Consider the following 15,536-nt stretch of genomic DNA (forward strand, 5'->3'; position numbering starts at 1 on the left):
CAAACAGGTTGTGCACTGTTGGGGACGTCCGGCCAGGTCAGGGCGGCGAAAGTTGCACAACGGATTGTGCACAGCTAGTTTGTCGACCATGGTTGGAGAGCCCGCGCGTCATGAGGTCACCGACCTGGAGGCTCTGACGTCGCTCACGCACCCCCGGCGGCGGCGCATCCTCGACCACCTCTACAAGCACGGGCCCGCGACGTCGGCCACGCTCGCCCGCGAGCTCGACCTCAACACCGGTGCCACCAGTTACCACCTGCGTGAGCTGGCCAAACACGGCTTCGTCGAGGAGGCGCCGGCAAGGGGGCACGGGCGGGAGCGGTGGTGGCGCTTCGTCATGGCCGACTTCCGGTTCCCCCGGCGCAGCCGGCAGGACGCCAAGACGCGTGCCGTGCTGGACGAGATGAACACGCGGGCGTTCGCCGCCGACATCCAGCAGTTCCAGCAGGCTCTGGCCGACACCTCCGGCCAGGATGGCTGGGACGACGCGTTCCCTTACTCGCGGGGGAGCATCCGCGTGTCGCTGGGCCGGCTGGAGGCGTTCTTCGAGGAGTACGTGGCGCTGCTGATGAAGTACTCGGGTGAGGAGCCGGACGAGGACGCCCGCACCGTCAACACCGTGTTCATGGCCTATCCCGACGTGTGAGCGGGCGCCGGGCGCCGTGGGCCCCAGGCGAGTGGCCTTGGCGGGGATCCCGGCGCGGTGTGCGAGCACCCCCGATCGGCGTTCGGTGACGGGCCAGGAGAGCCCGTACGGCGGTGCGGACCGGCTCGCTTGGAGACTCGGCAGCCGGTGGCGAGGGCGCGCCCGGCGCGCTCATCCCCAGAGGCACGGCCTCGTCCTGGCCGGCGCCGATTGCGGCGGCACGGCATCGGCGGACGATGAGATCGCTCCGGCCGCGCGGGGCGTCGGTCGGCGTGCGCCGCAGGCGAGGGGTTTCCGGTGCTCCCAGGTGCGGCTCGAACGGGGCCGGCGGATCGCGCCGGTCGGCATCGTCGTCAGGACGGCGACCAGCGCTTCCTCCAAGCCGGCCGGTGAGCCGGTCACCGCGTCAGGGGAGGCGGACGCCGGCGACGATCTTTTTGAGGTCGGGGACGAGCGGCGTGCTGGCCATCACGGTGATGACGGTTCCTTCTCGTTCGATCCAGCCGACGTACCGCCCGTCGCCGAGCGCGCCGTCGCCTTGCTTCGTCAGTGCTCGACGGCCGCCGATCGTCGTGGTCTTCGCGTCTTCGGCGAAGGTTCCGTAGGTCACGGGGAGGCGCTTCAGGTCGGTGAGTCTCCTGGCGTCCGGCCAGCAGAGCACGCGTACCCACAGGCTGCGCTGCTTGGGGTCGGCGTTGGCCCGGTTGTCTCCCCACTGGTAGCCGTATTCGGTGACGCCGTTGTGCCTGCCGGCCACCACTCCGCCGTAGGTGAAGCCTTTGGGGATGTAGCCGATGCGCACGCCCTTGATGGCTCCCGCGCCTCTGGCGGGCTTGTCGATCCTGGAGTCGTGGGAGCGTTTGATCTCCGCCTTGCTCGGGGTGGGGCAGGCGGTGGTGTTCCCCGTGGCGGCGTGGGCGGAGGGGCCGGTGAGCAGCGTCGCGGCGGAGGTCGCGGACAGGGCGGCGATCGTGAGTGCCTTCGTGATTGTGTTCACGTACGGATTGGATGCGGCGGGCGGGCCGGAGGTTCGCAGTCTTCTGAAGTGTTTCGAGTGCCGCCTCCGGCCGGTGCCCTCCGGAGTCGGGCCGGAAATGTGTGGTCTCGTCTGTGGGAGATGGGACAGATTGGTGCCATGGAACGTCAGCTCATCAGTCATCTCGCTCATCGTGACCACCCCATCGCCGCGCCGGTCTCCGGCGCGCAGGTGACCCGGCTGTTGCGCCGGGCCCGGTTGCCCGAGGGGGCGAGGATCCTGGACCTCGGCTGCGGCGAGGCGGCGTGGACGTTGCGTGCGCTCGCGCTCTACGAGGACGCGACCGCCGACGGCGTCGACATCTCCGCCGACGCGCTCAAGGCGGCCGAGGGGCACGCCGAGGTCCAGGGCGTCTGGGAGCGTGTCCGGCTGCACGAGAGGCCGGCTGCGGATTTCCCGGTGGCCGAGCGCTACGACCTGGTGATCTGCGTCGGGGCGACGCACGCGTTCGGGGGTCTTGGCCCGGCCGTCGAACGTGTTCGGCGCTATCTGCGGCCGAACGGGCTGGCGCTCGTCGGTGAGGGGTTCTGGGAGTGCGCGCCGACGCCGGAGGCGCTCGCCCGGCTGGGGGCGGGGCCGTCGGAGTATTTCGACCTGCCGGGTACGGTCGCCGCCGCCGAGTCCGCTGGTTTCGACACGGTTTACGCGTACACCAGCGACCTGTCGGAATGGGATGACTACGAGTGGTCCTGGACGGGGACGTTGCTGCGCTGGGCCAATGAGAACCCCGGCCCGGACGCCGAAGCGGTCCGGGCGGCCGCCCTGGAGCATCGCGCCATGTGGCTGCACGGCTACCGGGGGGTTCTGGGCTTCGTCACTCTCCTGCTTCAGCGAACAGGCTGACCGCCGGGCCTGACCGGTTTCTTCCGGCGCCGCCGTCGTCGTCTCTGCGCGCTTCGGGTGCGCGGCCCTTGGCCGCCCGGCCGGCCAAGGGCCGCATCAGGGCCGCATCAGGGCCGCATCAGGGCCGCATCAGGGCCGCGCCAGGGCCGCGTCGTGGGTCGCTCGTGGCCGCTCCGCGGCCCGTCAGGCGGCCCGTCAGGCGGCCGGAGCCGTGTGGGGATCCGCGGATCGCGTGCCCGGCCTGGGCAGCGTGCAGCCGGGGCGTTCCAGGTCGAGTTCGTTGCCCGCTGCCACGCAGGCGGCGAGCTGGTAGGTCTGGGTTCCGTAGGAGGCGCCCTTGCGCACGCTGACGGCGCCGTCGCGGTTCATCTCGCAGGGGTTGTCCAGCGTGCATCGGCGGCCGTCGCGGTTGCTGGTGTTGTTGATGCCGACGACCTTGCCGCTTCCGGCGTCGACGATCGGGGATCCGGAGGTGCCGGGGCCGGTGTCGCACCGCGGGGTGTAACGGATGACGTCCTTGGTCATGTAGCCCACCTCCAGCACCCGGTAGACCAGCGTGTCGATTCCGCACGAGAAGATCTTCTTCGTGCCTGCGGAGATCACCCGGATGTCCGTGCCCGGTGCGGGACGGTCCGTCGACATCGTGAGCGGCCGGAGGCGGTGGTCGCGTTCCAGTTGCCGGTAGGTGGTCTCCAGCCGGTACAGCGCGATGTCGGTGCCGGTCATGGTCACGTAGACGGCTCTGGCCGCGTGCAGGGTGACCGCCGGTTCGCCTTCGCGGCCGAGCAGGTCGATCAGGAGATGGGACGGCTGGTCCACCAGGGCCTCGTCCGGCACCGGCCACGCGCCCTCGTAGCAGTGCCCGTTGGTCAGGACGAGGGCTTTGTCGTCGGCCGTGGTGGCAGGGGCCCGTACCAGTGATCCCGAGCAGCCGCCTGCGACGGCGGTGCCGGTGAAGTCCGTGGCCGCCGCCTGGGCGGAGGGCGTCGGCAGGGTGAGGCTGAGGAGGATGGCGCTCAGTGTCGCGCCGATTCGCCGGAACGTGCGCATCGTGGGTCCGTTCGTGGGAGGGGTCGCGGTCGTCACGCGCCGGGACAGGTGCCCGTGGCGGTGCGGCCGGTGCGGAAGAAGTCGATCACCTTCGAGGCGCAGGGCAGCCGGCGCAGTGAGGCGTGCGCGCCGTCCTGGACGGTCAGCAGTGTCCCGCCGACGGCTTTCCACGCCTCGACCGCCCACGCGTACGGTGTGACGTCCTCGTCGAGGTGGCCGGACAGTTGCAGCGGGCTGGTTCCCCTGACGGGTTTCCACGGGCGTGCGGGCCATGGCCACTGCCCGCACCAGCCGCTGCGTTCGAAGTAGCCGCCGGTCGCGGGGAAGGCGGTCTTCCTGGCCTGCGCGGCCGCCCACATCTGTTCGAAGTCGCGGCCGCCGACGCCTTCGTTGCAGAAGATCGCCTGGTACTGGATGAGGTTCAGGCCCAGGGAGGTGTCGTCGAAGCCGAACGTCTTCGCGGGTCCCGGGCCGGGGGACGCGGACAGCGGGACGCCGCCTTCACGGACGGTGGCCAGGTCTCTGGCGGAGGAGACCCAGCTTCCCGGTCCTCCTCCAAGGAGTTGGCTGACCCATTCACCGTTGATCACGGTGTTTTCATCTATTTTGCGGGGTTTGCGGTGGAGTTTGTCACGCAGCGTGAATATGGTCTTGCGGACCATGGCGTCGGTCGTCCCGAAGTGGTACTCGGTGTCGTGCCGGGCCAGCCACGGGACGAACGCGGTGAAGCGTCTCTCGTTGAGCGCGTCCGCCGAGGCGTCCATGGCGGCCAGGTCGATGACGGGCGGCATCACCGAGTCCACCCACATCGCGTTCACCCTGTCGTCGAACAGCGACCGGTAGTTCAGGCCCACCGCGGTGCCGAAGGATACCCCGTAGAAGTTGATCTTCGATTCGCCGAGGGCCGCGCGGATCGCGTCGACGTCGCGCGCTATGTTCGTGGTGGTCAGCTGCCGGACGAAGCCGGGGTCCTTGGCGGCGCACCGCTTGTTGTACGCGGCGTCCTGGTCGAAGGCGGCCCTCGCCTGCGCCTTGGGGGAGGTGGCGGACGTGGCGGGCGGAGGATCCCCCCAGTCGCATTTGATCTTGTCGCTGTAGCCGACGCCTCTGGGGTCGAACCCGATCAGGTCGTGGTCGGCGGCCAGCGTGCCGAGCCCGCCGGCGGCGTACGTCGCCGGCGCGTCGATGTTGGTGACGCCGGGGCCGCCGGGACTGATGACCAGCACACCGCGGCGCCTGCCCGGGTCGGTGGCCTTGATCCTGCTCACGGCGATCTTTATCTTCCGGCCCTGCGGGTTGGCGTAGTCCATGGGAACCGTCAGCGTGGAGCATTCGGTCCTGGTGTCGCCGGCGACGGGCCAGTTCTTGGCCGCCTGGGCGCATTTCCGCCAGGTCAGAGGTTCTTCGGCGGCGTGGGCGCCGGCCGCGCCGGCGGTTGCGAGACTCGCCAGGCCGGTCAGGCACGCGATCGCCACGGGTGTCAGGCGTTTGCCCGGTAGTGCACGGATGCTGAACACGGTCGAACCTTTCGACGGTCCTGCCCGCGCCTCCGAACGCGCGGGGCACGCCTTCGGGCGCACGCCGCCCACCCTGGGGGGCGAAGATCTCCACGCCGCAGCGGCCTCGTATCGGTGACCGCGCGGCCGTGTATCGGCCGTGTATCCGCGCAGGGCGTCGTCCCCGCGGTGAGCCGGTGAGGCTCGATTCCTTAGGGGAGAGTCACCTGGTGGAGGACGTGGTCGCCGACGGCGGCCATGCCGGGGTTGTCGGCGGAGTGGGCGGCCAGGGCGGTGCCCATGACGAGGGCCCAGCCCCGTGCGCGTTCCCAGGTCGTCTCGTCGGCGTCCACGCCTGACCGGAAGACCTCACGCGCGTCCTCGTCGAACACCAGCCACGCGGCGGCGAGGTCGGTGGCGGGGTCACCGCCGGTGAGGTCGCCGAAGTCCAGGACGGCGGCCAGGCCGTCCCCGCCGATGAGGAGGTTTCCCGGGTGCGGGTCGCCGTGGAGCCAGAGGGCGGGCCCCTGCCAGGGCGGCAGGGCGGCCAGTCTCTCCCACAGGGGAAGGAGCCCGGCCGATCGGGGGATGGACGACAGGCGTTGCCGTACCACCTGGTCGCGGGCGGCGAGCGGGACGCCTCGGACGGGGTTGCGCGGCGCGTCGGGTGGTGCGGGCCGGTGGAGGCCCGTCATGAAGCCGGCCAGCGGGACGGCGAGGCCGGAACGGCCGGACGGCGGCACGTCGGCGGCCGGGCGGCCCTCGAACCAGGGCGCGATCGTCCACGGCCACGGGTAGCCCTCACCGGGCACGCCGGTCCTGACGGGCACGGGCAGCGGGACCTCGACGTGGCCGGCCAGGACCGGCAGCCAGCGTTGCTCGTTGACGATGAGGCCGGCGGCGGCCCGGCGGCGCGGCAGCCGTACGGACAGGTCCTCCCCGAGGCGGTAGACGACGTTGTCCCAGCCGTTGGCGACGAGGGTGAGCGGGCCCTCCAGGTCCGGGTGCTGCAGGCGGATCAGGCGGCGGACCAGGTCGTCGTCGACGTCGGTCTCGGCCGCGGGGGTGTTCACCCCGCAACGATAGTCACGCCCGCGGCCTGTGCGCGGGTCAGACGATCTCGAGGTTGGCCATCATCGCCATGTCCTCGTGTTCGGCGTTGTGGCAGTGGAAGAGGTAGCGGCCCCGGTAGCCGTCGAAGCGGGTGATGATCTCCACCGCCTCGCCGGGGCGCAGGGAGACGGTGTCCTTGAGGCCCGCGTCGTGGGGCAGCGGCGGGCGGCCGTTGCGTGAGAGCACCCGGAAGCCGACCAGGTGGAGGTGGACGGGGTGGTGGACGTCGGCGATCAGCCGCCAGATCTCGACGTCGCCGAGGCGGACGGTGACGTCGGAGCGGGCGGGGTCGAAGGGGAGGCCGCCGATGAGCCACCCGTGCCCGCCGTGCGTCCGCCCGGCGCGGAAGGAGAACTCGCGGGTCACGGCGGCGTCCGAGGGGCGCCAGGACGGCAGGTCGGTGGACAGGACCGGGGGGACGCGGCTGTCGTCGGTCGTGGCGCGGGTGATGTGGAAGGCCATGACGTCGCGGGTGCGGCCGGTGCCGAGGCGGTTGAGAAGTTTGACGCGGCTGCCGACCGGCAGGCCGGTGAAGTCGACGACGACGTCGTAGCGTTCGGCCGGGGCGACGGGAAGGGCGTGATGGGTGACGGGGGCGGCGAGCAGTCCCTGGTCGGCGCCGATCTGGACGAGGGGGAGGCGGCGCCCGGTGTCGGTGACGGCTTCGAGTTCGTAGTGGCGGGCGTTGGAGGCGTTCAGGACGCGCAGGCGGTGGCGGGCGGTGTCGGTTTCGTGGACGGGCCAGGGGGCGCCGTTGACAAGGATGACGTCGCCGAGGACTCCGGCGAGATAGGGGTCCCGCACGCCGGGCCGCAGGCGGAGGGTGGGATCGAGGGAGGGGTAGGTGAGGGTGCCGTCGGCGGAGAAGGCGCGGTCGGTGATCATGAGGGGGAGTTCGCGGGCTCCGGAGGGCAGGCCGAGGTCGTCCTCGGCGTCGTCGCGGATGATGTGCAGCCCGGCGAGGCCGCGCCAGATGGCCGGGGCGGTGAAGTCCATGCGGTGGTCGTGGTACCACAGGAGGGTGGGGCGCTGGTCGAGGGGGAAGGTGTAGTCCCGGCTCAGCCTGGTGACGGCCGCCCGCGGGTCGTGCATGGTGTGGGCGCCCGCGTCGTGCGCGGCGTGCGTGGTCTGCGGCCAGTGCGCCGGCAGGACGAGGTCGGTGGGGTATCCGTCGGACTCCGGGGCGGTTCGCCCGCCGTGGAGGTGGACGACGGTCGGTACGGGCAGGGTGTTGTGGTGGGTCACGGTGACGGGGCGGCCGCGGCGTGACTCGATGGTGGGGCCGGGGAAGGTGCCCTCGTAGGTCCACAGCGGGGTCCTGACGCCGGGGAGGATCTCCGCGGTCGTCTCGCGCTGGGTGATCTCGTAGTGGTCGGTGCCGCCGGAGGCGCCTGCCGGGGCCAGCGTGGCGGGGACGGGCAGGGGCACCTGGAAGGGCGGCGGCAGCGGCAGGGCGCTGCGCAGTTCGGTGCCGGTGACGGCGGGGCGGCGGGCGAGGGCGGCCGAGGTCGTCAGTCCGGCGGCGGCGGCGAGGCCGAGGGTCCCGCCGATGCCCAGGAGCCGCCGCCGGGTGATGTCGTCAGGCATGGCGGACGGTCCGTGGCCGGGGGCCGGTGAGGGGGCGCAGCCACAGGGCGACGAACAGGACGGTGAGCGCGGTGACGGTGATGACCCCCAGGGGGATGTGGAGCCACAGCGCGCCGTCGAGCCCGGCGAGGTACTGGACGGTTTCGGCGGCGACCACCGCCGTGGTGGCGAGGAAGGGCCAGGCCCGGCGCAGCCGGATCCAGGCCGTGAGCGCGGCGATCATCTGCAGGTAGCCGATGGAGGTGACGACGTCGGCGCCGACGGCGTGCAGGTGGAGGCTGTCGTAGTCGCCGGTGAGGTAGGTTCCGGCGAACACCGGCTGGCCGATGATCGCCACGGTGTGCGCGCCGGCGAGGACGCGCAGTGCCCACCCCGTGGGGGTCGTCCGAGGCACGGTTTCGGTCATGAGGTTTTTCTCGTTCTGTTCGCAGGTGTCGTGGCGCCCCCGAAACTATGGGCTGCGGGTTATCCTGTCCAAGATCAATATTGCTATGGTGTTATGCCTTGGGGGGCATGATGGAGCTGAACGCGCTCAGGCAGTTCCTGGTGGTGGCGCGGCTTGAGCACCTGAGCCGGGCGGCGGAGGAGCTCCGCGTCGCCCAGCCGTCGCTGAGCCGGACGATCGCCCGGCTGGAGGGAGAGCTGGGCGCGCCGTTGTTCGATCGCAGCGGCAGGCTCCGGCTGAACGACGCGGGCAGGCTTTTCCGCGGGTACGCCGAGCGGTGCCTGGGCGAGCTGGAGGCGGGCAGGCGGGCGGTGGCCGAGGCGGCCGGTGAGGGTCTGGGCGCCGTACGGCTGGCGTCGGAGACGTTCCTGACCCTCACCGGTCCGCTGGCGGCCTACAAGCGGGCCCATCCTCGCGTCGAGACCGAGCTTCGCTGGATGCCGGCCGAGGACATGGGGCGCCATCTGCGGGCCCGGGAGGTCGACCTGTGTGTGGCCTCGCAGCCGATCCACGCCGACGGGCTGGAGTCGGCCCGTCTGCTGGAGGAGGAGGTCGGGCTGGCGGTGCCGTCCGGCCATCGGCTGGCGGGACGCGCCTCGGTCGGGATCGAGGAACTCGCCGGGGAGTCCTTCGTGGCCGCCCGCGGGGGGCACTGGCAGCGGCGGCTGCTGGAGCGGCTCTTCGCGGCCAGGGGGCTCACGCCGAGGGTGGTCTGTGAGGCGGACGAGTCCGGCGCGATCGCCGATCTGATCGGCGCGGGGCTCGGCGTGGGGCTCGTCCCGGCTTTCGCGCGGCGGGCCGTGTGGAGTGTGCCGCTGGTGTGGATCGCGGTCGACAGCCCCGACTGCCGCCGCACGCTCACGTTGTTCTGGGCGGCCGACGGTCATCTGTCGGGCGCGGCGCGCCTGATGCGTTCGGCGATCACCGGATGGGACTGGGCGGGGTGACCCGGTGCCTCTCCGCGGTGGTCTTCAGGTCGCGCAGCCAGGCTTGCAGGCCCGCGCCGAGGATCGCGGTCGAGGTGGGGACGTCGGCTTCGACCTGGGGGCCGGTCCAGGTCTCCTCGGTGTGGACGCGGACGCCTCCCTTGACCCTGGTGAAGGTCCACAGGTGGGTGCCGCGGTCGATGCGCACGCCGTCGCCGACGGCGGGCCCGCTCCACAGGATGCAGGTGTCGCGCTGGATCCGCCGGACGGTGGAGGTGATGCGCAGGACGGTGGCCGGGGTCGTGGCGGTGGCGGGGGCCGGGGTGGTCCACCGGAAACGCGAGCCCGCGCGCAGGGGGCCGGGGTCGAGGCGTTCGGCGGTGAGGACGGGGGCCTGCCAGCCGGGCCAGCGCTCCACGTCGGCCTGGAGGGCGAAGACCCTGCTCAGGGGTGCCTTGATGAGGATGTCCGCCTGGTGGCGGATGCGGGCGGCGGGGTCGAGGCCCTCTCCCCGGCAGTGGGGGGCGGGGCCCGGCTGGGCGGCCACGGCGGGGGCGCCGCCCGCCAGCAGGGCGGTGACGGTGAGCGGGACGGCGAGGACGGCGAGAGCGCGGGACACGGGTTCCTCCGAATCGGCTAGAAGCATGTGCTTTCGTTAGAAGTTATAACCAAGCCGCGAGGAGGGTGTCAACGGGATTCGTGATAAGTTCTAACTATCCCTTGATGGTGTAGCCCTGTCGGTGGGGCGGAAAGGCGGAGGCCTTGGCGGAGACGGACGCGAAGAGCCCCAGGGAGCGCTACCGCGCCCAGGTGCGCGCGGAGATCAAGGAGTGCGCGTGGGAGCAGATCGCCACGGCGGGGGCCTCCGCGCTCTCGCTCAACGCCATCGCCAAACGGATGGGCATGAGCGGGCCCGCCCTCTACCGCTACTACGCCGGCCGTGACGAGCTGATCACCGAGCTCGTCGGCGACGCCTACCGGAGCCTGGCCGACACCCTGCGCCCGCTCTCCGAGGCGGGGGCCGGGCTGGAGGCGCTGGCGCACGCCGTCCGCGGCTGGGCGCTCGCCGACCCCCAGCGTTACCTGCTCATCTACGGCACCCCCGTGCCCGGCTACCACGCGCCCGACGACATCACGGTCATCTCATCGCAGATCATGGGAATGCTGCTCGACGCCTGCGCGGAGTCCGTGCCGGACGGCCCGGCGGCGCCGTTGGAGGAGCATCTGGCCGGCCACCGCGGATGGGCCGGTGCTCACCCCGCCCCGCCCGCCGTCCTGCACCGAGCCCTGGTCCTGTGGACCCGGCTGCACGGCGTCCTGTCCCTGGAACTGGCCGGGCACTTCGCGGGGATGGGGTTCGATCCCGGCCTGCTCTTCACGGCCGAAGTGGACCACCTGCTGGGGCGCTGAGCGCGCGCGTGCCCGTCAGCCAGCCCACCACGGGCGCCGCGCCCACCGCGACGCACAGTGCCACGATCACCAGGCCCGCCCGCAGGCCCGAGGTGGCCAGCGCGGTGCCCATGACCGCCACGCCCACGGCGCTGCCGAGTTCACGTGCCGCGCTGTTGAGCCCGGAGCCGAGCCCGGCCCGCCCCGCGGGCAGCCCGGCCATGATCTGGGTGGACAGCGCGGGCAGGGCCAGCCCCATGCCCGCGCCCACCAGGACCAGCCCGGCGGCGTAGAGGGGGTAGGGCAGGGTCGTCGCCCAGGCCAGCCACCCCAGCCCGGCCACCACGGACGCCAGGCCGCCGGCCACGGCGGGCAGCGTCGGCGCCCGCCGCCCGGACAGCGCGACCATGGGGATCACGAGGGGCAGGATGGCCAGGCCCGTCACCATCGGCGACAGGCCGCGCTCCTCCTGCAGGAAGCGGGCGTTGACGAAGAACAGGGCGAAGAGCCCGAAGAACAGCACGCTCACACCGAGGGCCCCGGCCCGCAGCTCGCGCCGGGCGAAGAGCCGGGGGTCCAGCAGCGGGCGGGGGATCCGCAGCTGGTGCAGGACGAATCCCGTGAGCACGACGGCGGCGGTCGCGAAGGCGCCCAGGACGACGGCGGACGTCCAGCCCGCCTCCGGGCCCTCGATGATGGCGAAGACCAGGGCCAGGCAGCCCAGGACGAGCAGGCCGGTGCCCACCGGGTCGACGGCGGCCGCACGGCGGGGCTGACGCGGGACGAGCAGGCCGGTGACCCCGGCCAGCAGCAGCGCGAGCAGGGCGGGGACGGCGAAGAGGGCCTGCCAGGGCAGGTATTGGATGATCAGCCCGCCACCGACGTTGCCGACGACCCCGGCGGCGCCGCTCGCGGCGCTCCAGAGGCCGACGGCGTGGGCCCGCCGCTGCGGCGGGTGGGCGGCCACGGTGATGGACAACGAGGCGGGCATGATCATGGCGGCGCCCGCTCCGCTGAGCGCGCGGGCTGCGATCAGGGCACCGGTGTGCGGGGCGAGGGCGGCGGCGAGGCTCCCGGCGGCGAAGACGGCCAGGCCCGTCAGCAGCACGCCCTTGCCGCCGAGACGGTCCCCGGCCGCCCCCATCGGGATCAGTAAGCAGGCGAAGACCAGGACGTAGGCGTCGACGATCCAGACGAGCTGACTCTCGGTGGGGTGCAGGGTACCGGTCAAGGCGGGCAGGGCGAGATTCACCGCGGCGACGAGGGAGACCACGAGGACCGACGCGGCGCACATCACGATGGAGGTTCGATTCACGAGGCCACGGTAAAAAGACCCAAACCTAACCTCAAATGCATATTTATCATGAGATATATGCGCCAAACGCAACCAAGTCTGGACCTTCTCATCGCCCTGGACGCCCTGCTTGAGGAGTGCAGCGTCTCCGGGGCCGCCCTGCGGCTGGGACTGTCCGAACCGGCCATGAGCCGCGCCCTGGGCCGGATCCGCCAGGCGATGGGCGACCCCGTCCTGGTCAGGTCCGGTCAGCGGATGGTTCCCACACCGCGCGCGCTGGCCGTGCGGGCCGAGGTGCGCGGCCTCGTCGAGGGGGCGCGGCGGGTGTTCACACCCGCCGTCTTCGAACCGGCCACCCTCAGGCGCGACTTCGTCGTCCTGCTGTCGGACGCGGTGGCCACCACCGTCTGCGCCCCCCTGCTGGCCTGCGTCGGCGCCGCCGCGCCGGGGATCCGGCTGCGGTTCGTCCCGGAGGGGCACGGCGACCAGCGGGCGCTGCGCGAGGGGACGGCCGACCTGGAGATCGCGGTGATCTCCGACCCCTCACCGGAGACGCGTGTCGAGCCGCTGGTCGACGACCACGGGGTGGGCGTCGTACGGCCGGGCCACCGGCTGCTCGGCTCCCCGGTGACCCCGGAGCGCTTCGCCGCCGCCGAGCACGTCGTCTCCTCCCGCCGGGGCCGTACGGCGGGGCCCGTCGACGCGGCGCTGGCCGAGCGGGGGCTGCGGCGGCGGATCGTCGGGTCGGTGCCGACGTTCACCGCCGTCCTGCTGGCCGTACGCGGGTCCGACCTGGTCGGCATGGCGCCTGCCCGCATGTCGGCGCCCATGATCGACGCCCTGGGGCTGGTCACCTTCCCGATCCCGCTCGACCTGCCGGAGATGGCCGTCTCACAGGCCTGGCACCGGCGTCACGACGCCGATCCGGCGCACGCCTGGCTGCGCGGGCAGGTACGGGCGCTGTTCCCCCAGGGGGAGGTCCTCACCAGTGGGCGGGACGGGTGAGGGAGGCGGGGACGCCGGTGGCCGCGTCGCCCTTGGCGGCGTCGAGCTGGGCCTGGGTGAGGAAGATGCTCCCGGCGAGGTCGGCGCCGCGCAGGTCGGCGCCGCGGGTGTCGGCTCCGGTGAGGTCGGCCATGGTCAGGTTCGCGCCGCGCAGGTCGGCGCCGATGAGGTAGGCGCCGCGCAGGTTGGCGCCCCTGAGGTCGGCCCCTTTGAGTTTCGCGCCGATGAGGTCGGCGCCCCTGCGGTCCCTGCGGGGGCCGGGGGCGTTGGCGCGGGCGAGCTCACTGGCCCGCTGCAGGAGGGGGTTGACCTGCGTGCGCCGCGCCATGACGTCGGTCCGCGCGAGGACCTCCGGAGACTCCCGGGTGAGCGCTTCGAGGGCGGCCCGCGCCTCGGTGAGCGCGTCGCGGACGGGGGCGGTGCCGGGGAGCGCGAGGGCCTGTGTCAGGTACCACAGCAGTTCGTGCAGGTCGCGCATGACGGGGAAGACCTCGAACATCCGCCTGGCCGTACCGGGGGAGGAACGCCAGTCACGCCCGCCGAAGGTCACCTGGGAGACCCGCTGCCCGGCGCCGAAGCAGTCGTAGACCGTGCAGCCCGCGAAACCCCGCCGGCGCAGGGAGGAGTGGATGCCGCAGCGGAAGTCGGCGCCGAGGTTGGGGCAGGGCTGGTGCGCGGGCTTGTCGATGGCGAAGTCGGAGGAGGCGGAGAAGGCCGGGACGGTGCAGCACAGGGCGAAACAGCTCGCGCAGTCGGCGCGCAGATCACGCGGGTCGGTCGCGGTCGTAGGGCTGGGACGAGCGTGGTCGCCGGACAACGTGCTGTGTTCTCCCCTGTGAGATGTCGCCTCAGGGCACCTTAGCCGACCCGGCGAAGGGCCCGGGCCGGGCCGCTCAACGACCGGCGGGATCGGCGGGGGAGTTCGCGGCGGCGTGCAGGGCGTCGAGCAGCCGCAGCGGACGCCGGTCGGGGCTGGGCGCCGACCGGAGCTGGTTGGTGGCGTAGGAGAACCCGACGCGTTCGGCCGGCCAGGCGGCGTGGCGCGAGCCCCCCATGCCCGCGTGCCCGAAGGCGTCCGGTGCCGGGCCGAAGATCGCCGCCGCGGTCTGCAGCTCGAAGCCGGTCCCGTAGGCCATGGGGCTGTTCCAGAGGGGCTCGATGCCGTGCCTGAGCAGCCTGCGGCCGTTTTTGAGGGTGGTCTCTTTCAGGACGCGGATGCCGTCCAGTTCGCCGCCGCGCGCCAAGCAGGCGTAGAAGCGGGCGAGGGAACGGGCGGTGCCGTGGGCGCCCGCCCCGGGCAGCTCGGCGGCCCGGAAGCCGGCGCTGTTCCACAGGGCGGGGGCGTCGGGAACGGAGATGGGGTTGCGGGCCAGGTCGCGCAGCGGGTCTCCGGTCGGGGGCGCGTCGGGGTCGGTGAAGACGAAGCCGGGGGCGACGTGCGTGGTGGCCACCCGGTGGTGGTGCTCGCGGGGCACGCCGATCCAGACGTCGAGGTCCAGGGGGCGGGCGAACTCCTCGGCGAAGAAGGTGCCCGCGCTGCGGCCGTCGACGCGGCGGATGAGCTCGGCGGCGAGCCAGCCGTAGGTCAGGGGGTGGTAGACGAAGGCGGCACGGGGGTCGGTGAGCGGCTCCTGGGCGGCCAGCAGGGAGGCCATGAAGACCGGGTCCAGGAACTGGCCGGTGGTGAAGCTCTCCCGGACGCCGGGGAGCCTGGCCTGGTGCGACATGATCTGGGTGACCGTGATGGCGGACTTGCCCGCGGCGGCGAACTCGGGCCAGTAGCGGGCGGCGGGGGCGTCGAGGTCGAGCCGCCCGCGCTCGGCCAGCAGGAGCACGCAGGCGGCGATGAGCCCCTTGGCTCCGGAGAACACCAGCTGCAGGGTGTCGCGCCGCCAGGGGGCGCCGCTGTCCGGGTCGGCGCTGCCGCCCCACAGGTCGGCGACGAGCCGCCCGTCGTGGTAGGCGGCGAACGCGGCGCCCACCTCGGCGGAATCGGTGAAGTTACGGGTGAAGGCCTCGGCGACGCCTTCGTAGCCGGGGGCCGTGAAGCCGTTGACGTTCATGGGTGCGCTCGCTTTCCCGGGCATGTGCCGGTGGAGTCTCCCGCCCAGGCGGCACGCATAGATTGCGGTGATCAGTGCATTTCGCCCGTTATGTTATTAGATCGGTTGATCTCGCCCCGCTCGGTGGAGGCGCTGACCGCCGACCGGCCAGGTTGCGCCTCCGAGGCTCGGCCATGTGATCCGAGCCCTGGACGGCTTGTGGCTCAGCAGAGGACGTTGACGCCCGTGACGAGGTTGCCGGGGTCCAGTGGCCGGCTGGACCAGGGCTGCACGCGGTCCCATCTCTGGTCCGCGTAGATGACGTCGAAACCGTTTCCGTGGGCGCTGCCCCGCCTGTAGTGGTCATTGATCGTGTGATAGCCGCAGCCGTCCACGTTCCACCACGACCCGCCCGCGCCCTGGCGTCCGCCCGAGAGCTGGATGCACGCTCGTCCCGCGTCGCACCCGCGTGCCCAGTACCCGCCGCCGACGGCGGCCTGAGTGTGGGGGGCGGGGGCGGCCAGGGCCGGGGCGGCCAGGGCGGCCAGGGTCAGGCCGCCGGTGCTGACGACGGTGACCGTGAAGGTGACGATCCTGCTGCCGATGCGCATGTGAACCGCTTTCCTTGAGATGTTCCCGGCGGGGCCGGTGTTGTCGCCTGGGA

At 72.4% G+C, this 15,536-nt stretch carries 16 protein-coding genes; 5 read left to right on the forward strand and 11 right to left on the reverse strand.

The annotated features are described in order from the left end of the window. Nucleotides 1-88 precede the first annotated feature (88 nt). A complete protein-coding gene (locus ACFOYY_RS39475; RefSeq protein ID WP_352013372.1) occupies nt 89-646 on the forward strand; it encodes a winged helix-turn-helix domain-containing protein in 558 nt (185 codons plus the stop codon). 406 nt (nt 647-1,052) lie between these two features. Here ACFOYY_RS39475 and ACFOYY_RS39480 read toward each other — a convergent pair whose 3' ends face one another. Next, the gene (locus tag ACFOYY_RS39480) at nt 1,053-1,643 is read right to left on the reverse strand and encodes a hypothetical protein (RefSeq protein WP_386196414.1); all 591 of its coding nucleotides are present in this window, start codon (nt 1,641-1,643) and stop codon (nt 1,053-1,055) included. A gap of 138 nt (nt 1,644-1,781) precedes the next feature. On the opposite strand from ACFOYY_RS39480, the gene ACFOYY_RS39485 reads away from it, so the two are divergent. Beyond that, entirely contained in the window at nt 1,782-2,525 is a 744-nt protein-coding gene (locus ACFOYY_RS39485; protein WP_352013374.1) for an SAM-dependent methyltransferase, read from the forward strand. 195 nt (nt 2,526-2,720) lie between these two features. Here the strand turns inward: ACFOYY_RS39485 and ACFOYY_RS39490 are convergent, their stop codons facing one another. The 5 genes from ACFOYY_RS39490 to ACFOYY_RS39510 all read right to left on the reverse strand — a co-directional run bounded on the left by ACFOYY_RS39490 (nt 2,721) and on the right by ACFOYY_RS39510 (nt 8,177). Further along, complete coding sequence (locus tag ACFOYY_RS39490) at nt 2,721-3,575, reverse strand: S1 family peptidase (protein ID WP_386196416.1); 855 nt, start codon at nt 3,573-3,575, stop codon at nt 2,721-2,723. 32 nt (nt 3,576-3,607) lie between these two features. Continuing rightward, nucleotides 3,608-5,092 (reverse strand): alpha/beta fold hydrolase, encoded by a 1,485-nt coding sequence (locus tag ACFOYY_RS39495; RefSeq protein WP_386196418.1) that lies wholly within the window; start codon nt 5,090-5,092, stop codon nt 3,608-3,610. A gap of 191 nt (nt 5,093-5,283) precedes the next feature. Then, complete coding sequence (locus ACFOYY_RS39500) at nt 5,284-6,144, reverse strand: aminoglycoside phosphotransferase family protein (protein ID WP_352013377.1); 861 nt, start codon at nt 6,142-6,144, stop codon at nt 5,284-5,286. Between the two features lie 37 nt (nt 6,145-6,181). Beyond that, nucleotides 6,182-7,771 (reverse strand): multicopper oxidase family protein, encoded by a 1,590-nt coding sequence (locus ACFOYY_RS39505; RefSeq protein WP_362778899.1) that lies wholly within the window; start codon nt 7,769-7,771, stop codon nt 6,182-6,184. Then, nucleotides 7,764-8,177, reverse strand: coding sequence for a hypothetical protein (locus tag ACFOYY_RS39510; protein WP_386196420.1), 414 nt, complete (start codon nt 8,175-8,177; stop codon nt 7,764-7,766). The genes ACFOYY_RS39505 and ACFOYY_RS39510 overlap by 8 nt, the downstream gene beginning before the upstream one ends. 107 nt (nt 8,178-8,284) lie before the next feature. On the opposite strand from ACFOYY_RS39510, the gene ACFOYY_RS39515 reads away from it, so the two are divergent. After that, nucleotides 8,285-9,163 (forward strand): LysR substrate-binding domain-containing protein, encoded by an 879-nt coding sequence (locus tag ACFOYY_RS39515; RefSeq protein ID WP_386196422.1) that lies wholly within the window; start codon nt 8,285-8,287, stop codon nt 9,161-9,163. Here the strand turns inward: ACFOYY_RS39515 and ACFOYY_RS39520 are convergent. After that, a complete protein-coding gene (locus ACFOYY_RS39520; RefSeq protein WP_352013381.1) occupies nt 9,138-9,761 on the reverse strand; it encodes an SRPBCC family protein in 624 nt (207 codons plus the stop codon). The genes ACFOYY_RS39515 and ACFOYY_RS39520 overlap by 26 nt on opposite strands. A gap of 143 nt (nt 9,762-9,904) precedes the next feature. On the opposite strand from ACFOYY_RS39520, the gene ACFOYY_RS39525 reads away from it, so the two are divergent. Further along, nucleotides 9,905-10,552, forward strand: a complete 648-nt coding sequence (locus ACFOYY_RS39525; protein WP_352013382.1) for a TetR/AcrR family transcriptional regulator — start codon at nt 9,905-9,907, stop codon at nt 10,550-10,552. On the opposite strand, the gene ACFOYY_RS39530 is transcribed toward ACFOYY_RS39525, so the two are convergent. Continuing rightward, on the reverse strand, nt 10,518-11,846 hold the full coding sequence (locus ACFOYY_RS39530; protein WP_386196425.1) for an MFS transporter: 1,329 nt from the start codon (nt 11,844-11,846) through the stop codon (nt 10,518-10,520). The genes ACFOYY_RS39525 and ACFOYY_RS39530 overlap by 35 nt on opposite strands. A 57-nt stretch (nt 11,847-11,903) precedes the next feature. Here ACFOYY_RS39530 and ACFOYY_RS39535 point away from each other — a divergent pair, with 57 nt between their 5' ends. Continuing rightward, nucleotides 11,904-12,830, forward strand: a complete 927-nt coding sequence (locus tag ACFOYY_RS39535; RefSeq protein WP_386196427.1) for a LysR family transcriptional regulator — start codon at nt 11,904-11,906, stop codon at nt 12,828-12,830. Here the strand turns inward: ACFOYY_RS39535 and ACFOYY_RS39540 are convergent. The 3 genes from ACFOYY_RS39540 to ACFOYY_RS39550 form a co-directional block, all read right to left on the reverse strand. Then, the gene (locus tag ACFOYY_RS39540; protein WP_386196429.1) at nt 12,808-13,647 is read right to left on the reverse strand and encodes a pentapeptide repeat-containing protein; all 840 of its coding nucleotides are present in this window, start codon (nt 13,645-13,647) and stop codon (nt 12,808-12,810) included. The genes ACFOYY_RS39535 and ACFOYY_RS39540 overlap by 23 nt on opposite strands. A gap of 76 nt (nt 13,648-13,723) precedes the next feature. Next, entirely contained in the window at nt 13,724-14,893 is a 1,170-nt protein-coding gene (locus ACFOYY_RS39545; RefSeq protein ID WP_386196431.1) for a serine hydrolase domain-containing protein, read from the reverse strand. 203 nt (nt 14,894-15,096) lie between these two features. After that, nucleotides 15,097-15,483: a hypothetical protein gene (locus tag ACFOYY_RS39550; RefSeq protein WP_386196433.1), complete on the reverse strand. Its 387-nt coding sequence runs from the start codon at nt 15,481-15,483 to the stop codon at nt 15,097-15,099. Nucleotides 15,484-15,536 lie beyond the last annotated feature (53 nt).

The sequence above is a fragment of the Streptosporangium jomthongense genome (genome assembly GCF_042650425.1).
In the GTDB taxonomy this organism is placed as follows: Bacteria; Actinomycetota; Actinomycetes; order Streptosporangiales; family Streptosporangiaceae; genus Streptosporangium.